At 65.4% G+C, this 4,401-nt stretch carries 5 protein-coding genes and 1 pseudogene; 4 read left to right on the forward strand and 2 right to left on the reverse strand.

What is annotated here, in order from left to right; genetic code table 11:
* Positions 1-104 precede the first annotated feature (104 nt).
* Complete coding sequence (locus KBT70_RS09755) at positions 105-791, reverse strand: rhomboid family intramembrane serine protease (protein ID WP_296632075.1); 687 nt, start codon at positions 789-791, stop codon at positions 105-107.
* Between the two features lie 74 nt (positions 792-865).
* On the opposite strand from KBT70_RS09755, the gene trpS reads away from it, so the two are divergent.
* Positions 866-1,894, forward strand: a complete 1,029-nt coding sequence (gene trpS, locus KBT70_RS09760) for a tryptophan--tRNA ligase (protein WP_296632078.1) — start codon at positions 866-868, stop codon at positions 1,892-1,894.
* Positions 1,895-1,949: 55 nt separating this feature from the next.
* Here trpS and KBT70_RS09765 read toward each other — a convergent pair whose 3' ends face one another.
* A complete protein-coding gene (locus KBT70_RS09765; protein ID WP_296632081.1) occupies positions 1,950-2,585 on the reverse strand; it encodes a glutathione S-transferase family protein in 636 nt (211 codons plus the stop codon).
* Positions 2,586-2,724: 139 nt separating this feature from the next.
* On the opposite strand from KBT70_RS09765, the gene KBT70_RS09770 reads away from it, so the two are divergent.
* From KBT70_RS09770 to KBT70_RS09780, 3 genes and pseudogenes are all read left to right on the forward strand, one after another.
* Positions 2,725-3,207, forward strand: coding sequence for an RNA pyrophosphohydrolase (locus KBT70_RS09770; protein ID WP_296632088.1), 483 nt, complete (start codon positions 2,725-2,727; stop codon positions 3,205-3,207).
* On the forward strand, positions 3,204-3,689 hold the full coding sequence (locus KBT70_RS09775) for a hypothetical protein (RefSeq protein ID WP_296632084.1): 486 nt from the start codon (positions 3,204-3,206) through the stop codon (positions 3,687-3,689). The genes KBT70_RS09770 and KBT70_RS09775 overlap by 4 nt, the downstream gene beginning before the upstream one ends.
* Before the next feature lie 73 nt (positions 3,690-3,762).
* Positions 3,763-4,401: pseudogene (locus KBT70_RS09780) on the forward strand (error-prone DNA polymerase); the annotation flags it as partial.

A 4,401-nucleotide genomic window follows, 5' to 3' on the forward strand; every position in this document is an offset into this window, starting at 1 on the left:
GATGCAGGAAATCCGGGGGAGGTTGAGGCGGTAAGGGGGCTTGGAGCAGCCATAGAACCCGAGCACTAAGCCGCGCGGTCGCTAGGCCGCGCGAGCGCTTGCCCTCAGTCGTGCCGCAGCTTGGCCCGCAGGCGCGACCAGCCGCCGGGGCTGAGCACGAAAGAGGCGAGAAAGCCGGTGGCAAAGCCGCTGACATCGGCGATCCAGGTGGCGCTGCCGCCAAACAAGAGCCCAAACACCAGTTGCAGCCCCATCAGCACGCCGATGAGGGTAAAGGCGCGCACCTGATTGGTGCCCATCTGCCCCAGCCTGAGCCACATGATATAGGTAAAGCCGCCAATCAGGCCGTAAACGCCGGGAAAGGCCCCGATGAGCCAGGTCCCACCGGGGGCCACAAGGCCAAAGATCGCCGCGCCCAAAACCGTGCTGACCACAAAGAGCACCAGAACCGCCCAGTGGCGGAACACGTCCGAGACGAATTTGCCCATCGCCAAGAGCAGCACCCCGGCAAAAAGCGCGTGGGTAAAGCTGCCGTGGACAAAGGCGTAGCTGAGCAGGCGGCGCAGGTGTTCGACGGGAAAGGTCTTGTTTTCCAGCATCCAAGCCAGGATTTCACCGTTGAAGCCGTAATCCTGAATGGCCGCCGCGCGCCAGCCTACGGCATCCGGGCCGCCAATGAGCCCGCGCGCGCCAAGGGTAAAGGCCCCCTCGATCCCGATCAGCACCAGAAAGAGGGCGATCAGGAAGGGCGGCAGGGGGTTGACGGGGGCGGGCGGTCTCTGCTCGGACATGGCACCTCTCCTTGACGGGGCTGTGGCGCATGGGTAAGCGAGGCGGGCAGAGAAATCCACCACGGAGTTGCACCATGACCGAGGCGGCCTTTACCCCCCGCGTGTTTTCGGGAATCCAGCCTTCGGGCAACCTGCACCTGGGCAATTACCTGGGCGCGCTCAAGCGGTTTGCCGAGGCGCAGAACAAGGGCATCCAGACGCTCTATTGCATGGTGGACCTGCATGCGATCACGGTCTGGCAGGACCCGGCCGATCTGGCCCGTGCGACGCGGGAACTGGCGGCGGGGTTCATCGCCTCTGGCCTTGATCCGGCGCGGTCGATCCTCTTCAACCAGTCTCAGGTGGCCGAGCATACCCAGATGGCGTGGGTGTTCAACTGCGTGGCGCGCATGGGCTGGATGCAGCGGATGACGCAATTCAAGGACAAGGCGGGCAAGAATGCGCAAAACGCCTCGCTCGGTCTCTTTGCCTATCCGGCGCTGATGGCGGCGGATATCCTGACCTATCACGCGACGCATGTGCCGGTGGGCGAGGATCAAAAGCAGCATCTGGAATTGACGCGCGATATCGCGATCAAGTTCAACCACGATTATGGCGTGGAATTTTTCCCGATCCCCGAGCCGGTGATCGAAGGGGCCGCCACGCGGGTCATGTCCCTGCGCGATGGCTCGAGCAAGATGTCGAAATCCGATCCGTCGGACATGAGCCGCATCAACCTGACGGATGATGCCGATACCATCGCCAAGAAGATCCGCAAGGCCAAGACCGACCCCGAGCCGCTGCCCTCTGAGGTGGCGGGGCTGGAGGGGCGGCCAGAGGCGCGCAATCTGGTAAATATCTATGCCGCCTTGGCCGATATGACCGTGGATCAGGTGATGGCAGAGGCGGGCGGCAAGCCGTTTTCCGAGTTCAAGCCGATGCTGGCCGATCTGGCGGTGGACCGGATCGCGCCGATTTCGACGGAAATGGCGCGTCTGATGCAGGATCTGTCCGAGATTGACCGGATTCTGGCGGATGGTGCGGCGCGGGCGCGGGCCATCGCCGCGCCGATCCTGCGCCAGACCTATGAGATCATGGGCATGGTCGGCGCGCGCGAGGTGTGACGGGGGGCTAGTTGCCCGCAATCGCCATTTCCCCGCACGCCCAACTCTGTCCCCCTTACCCCAGATCCGGCTCGGTCTTGGCGAAGGTGTCATGGGCCTTCATCGCCTCCCACCAGTCCGCGACGCCGGGCAGGGAGAGCACGTGATCGGCATCCGGGGTGAGCGAGACATAGAACAGGATCGGCCCGAGGAAGTAATCGGCCAAGGTGGGGCTGTCCCCCGCCAGCCATGCGGCGCCGTTCTTGTTGTCCATCAGCAGTTTCAAGAGCTTTTCCGATGCCTCGAGCGCCGCCTTGCGGGCGTCTTCGTTCTGGCCGCCGATGAAGTCTGGGAACAGGTGATAGCCCGCAACCCCCACCAGCGCGCCGTAGCCGTAGCTGTCGATCAGGCCGATGGCCTCGTTCATCCGGGCGCGGCCCTTGGGGTCGGCCGGGGTCAGGGCAGGTTCGGGCGCGATGTCTTCGAGGTAACGGCAGATGGCGTCGGTCTCGCGGATGCGCAACCCGTCGATATCCATCACCGGCACCTTGCCGAACGGGTGGCGGGCCAGATGCTCGGGTTGGCGCGGCTCGCCTGCCAGCACGTTGACCGGCACCTGATCATAGGCGATGCCCTTGTCCGCCAGCACCATGCGCACGGTGCGCACATAGGTCGAGGCGTCAAAGCCGTAAAGCACGGGTTTCTGTGTCATGTCTCTTGTCTCCGTCTGGGTCGAATCCCCTGCGCTCACTCTGTGCCTGCCAAGGCAAAAGTCAAATCCGGCAGCAGGGCCTTGACGCCCCCGGCCCGGCACCGCACTCTGCCCGCGACCCTAACTGAGAGGCCCGATGATGACGCCGGAAGAGATTGCAAAACTGCCCTATCGCCGCTGCGTGGGTGTGATGCTGGTCAATGCGGACGGCCATGTCTTTGTCGGCCAGCGGATCGACAATGACGCGCCTGCCTGGCAGATGCCGCAGGGCGGGATCGACAAGGGCGAGAGCGTGACCGAGGCGGCGCTGCGCGAGCTCTGGGAAGAAACCGGCGTCACAGCGGACAAGGTGCGCATAGAGGCGGAAGCGCCAGGCTGGCTGACCTATGATCTGCCGCATGAGATGGTGCCGCGCATCTGGAAGGGGCGGTATCGGGGGCAAGAGCAGAAATGGGTGCTCATGCGCTTTTTGGGCCGCGACGGGGATGTGAACATCACCACCGAGCCTGCGGAATTCTCGGAATGGCGCTGGGTGCCGCCCAGTGATCTTGAGGCCAACATTGTCCCCTTCAAGCGCGCGGTCTATTCCCGCGTGCTGGACGAATTCGGAGCGTTGATTTGATCCGGGCGGCGGTTCTGGCGCTGGGCTGCGCGCTGGCGGGTCCGGCGGTGGCCCTGAGTTGTCTGCCGCATGATGTGGCCGAGACCTATCGGCGCGCGGCAGAGGCGGAGGAGGCCTATATCGTGGTGCAGGGGCGGCTGGAGTTTGATCCGGCGCGGCTGCCCAGCACCGATATGATGCCGCAGCAAAAGCCGCCGCATACGTTGATCCCGGCGCGATTGACCGGGCAGGCCTTGACGCGGGGCGGGTTCGATCAAGCGTTTGACCGCGCCATCACGCTCGATGTGCAATGCTTTGGCCCCTGGTGTGCCTCGGCGGTGCCGGGGACCGAATATCTGGGGTTTCTGGAGCGGCGGGACGGCGGCTATGTGCTGGCGGTGGACCCCTGCGGTGGCATGGGCCATCCCAATCCGACACCTGCCATGCGGGATAAGGTGCTGCAGTGTTTGCAAGGGGGGCCTTGCACGCCGACACGTCCCTGAGGGCGCGCAAGCGTGGGGTGGAAATTAGAACAAAAAGTGAACATACTGGGCGGGTCTGGGAATCAGTGCCGCCATGCCCTTTGCCGAGCTTTCTGCCACGTCGAATTTCACCTTTCTCACCGGGGCGTCGCATCCGGAGGAGTATATCCGTCATGCTGCGGCGCTGGGCCTGTCGGGTGTGGCGATTGCCGATGTGAATTCGGTGGCGGGGATCGTGCGCGCCCATGCGGCGGCGCGCGAGATTGCCCGCGAGGTGGCGGCGCGGCAGGCGCTCGAGGCGCGGCAGGGACCCATCGGGCCGCCTGCGCCGCAGCCTGCGCCGCCCGATTGGGCCAATTGCCCGCGTCTTATTCCCGCGGCGCGGCTGGTGTTGCGCGAAGGGATCGAGATCACCGCCCTGCCGATGGATCGGGGGGGGTGGGCCAGCCTGTGTCGCCTGATCAGCCTGGGGCGGCAGCGGGCGGTCAAGGGGACCTGTGATCTGGAGCTGACGGATGTGCTGGCGGGGGCGGCGGGGCTCTATCTCTTGCTGCATCCCGGCCTTGGGCGCGACTGGCAGGCGCAGGTGCTGCGCTTGGCGGAACGCTGGGGGGGCTGTGTCGCGCTCTTGCTCAGCCCGCGCTATGACGGGCGCGATCCGGCGCGGTTCGCGCGGCTAGAGGGGCTGGCGGCGCGGCTCGGCCTGCCGACGGTGGCGGCGGCCGCGCCGATC

The organism is Roseovarius sp., from assembly GCF_018066915.1.
Lineage (GTDB): Bacteria > Pseudomonadota > Alphaproteobacteria > Rhodobacterales > Rhodobacteraceae > Roseovarius.

What these genes read in the sequence shown, in the direction of transcription:
- KBT70_RS09770 (WP_296632088.1), top strand. Translation starts at nt 2,725, where the DNA reads ATGACGCCGGAAGAGATTGCAAAACTGCCCTATCGCCGCTGCGTGGGT.
- KBT70_RS09755 (WP_296632075.1), bottom strand. Translation starts at nt 791, where the DNA reads ATGTCCGAGCAGAGACCGCCCGCCCCCGTCAACCCCCTGCCGCCCTTC.
- trpS (WP_296632078.1), top strand. Translation starts at nt 866, where the DNA reads ATGACCGAGGCGGCCTTTACCCCCCGCGTGTTTTCGGGAATCCAGCCT.
- KBT70_RS09765 (WP_296632081.1), bottom strand. Translation starts at nt 2,585, where the DNA reads ATGACACAGAAACCCGTGCTTTACGGCTTTGACGCCTCGACCTATGTG.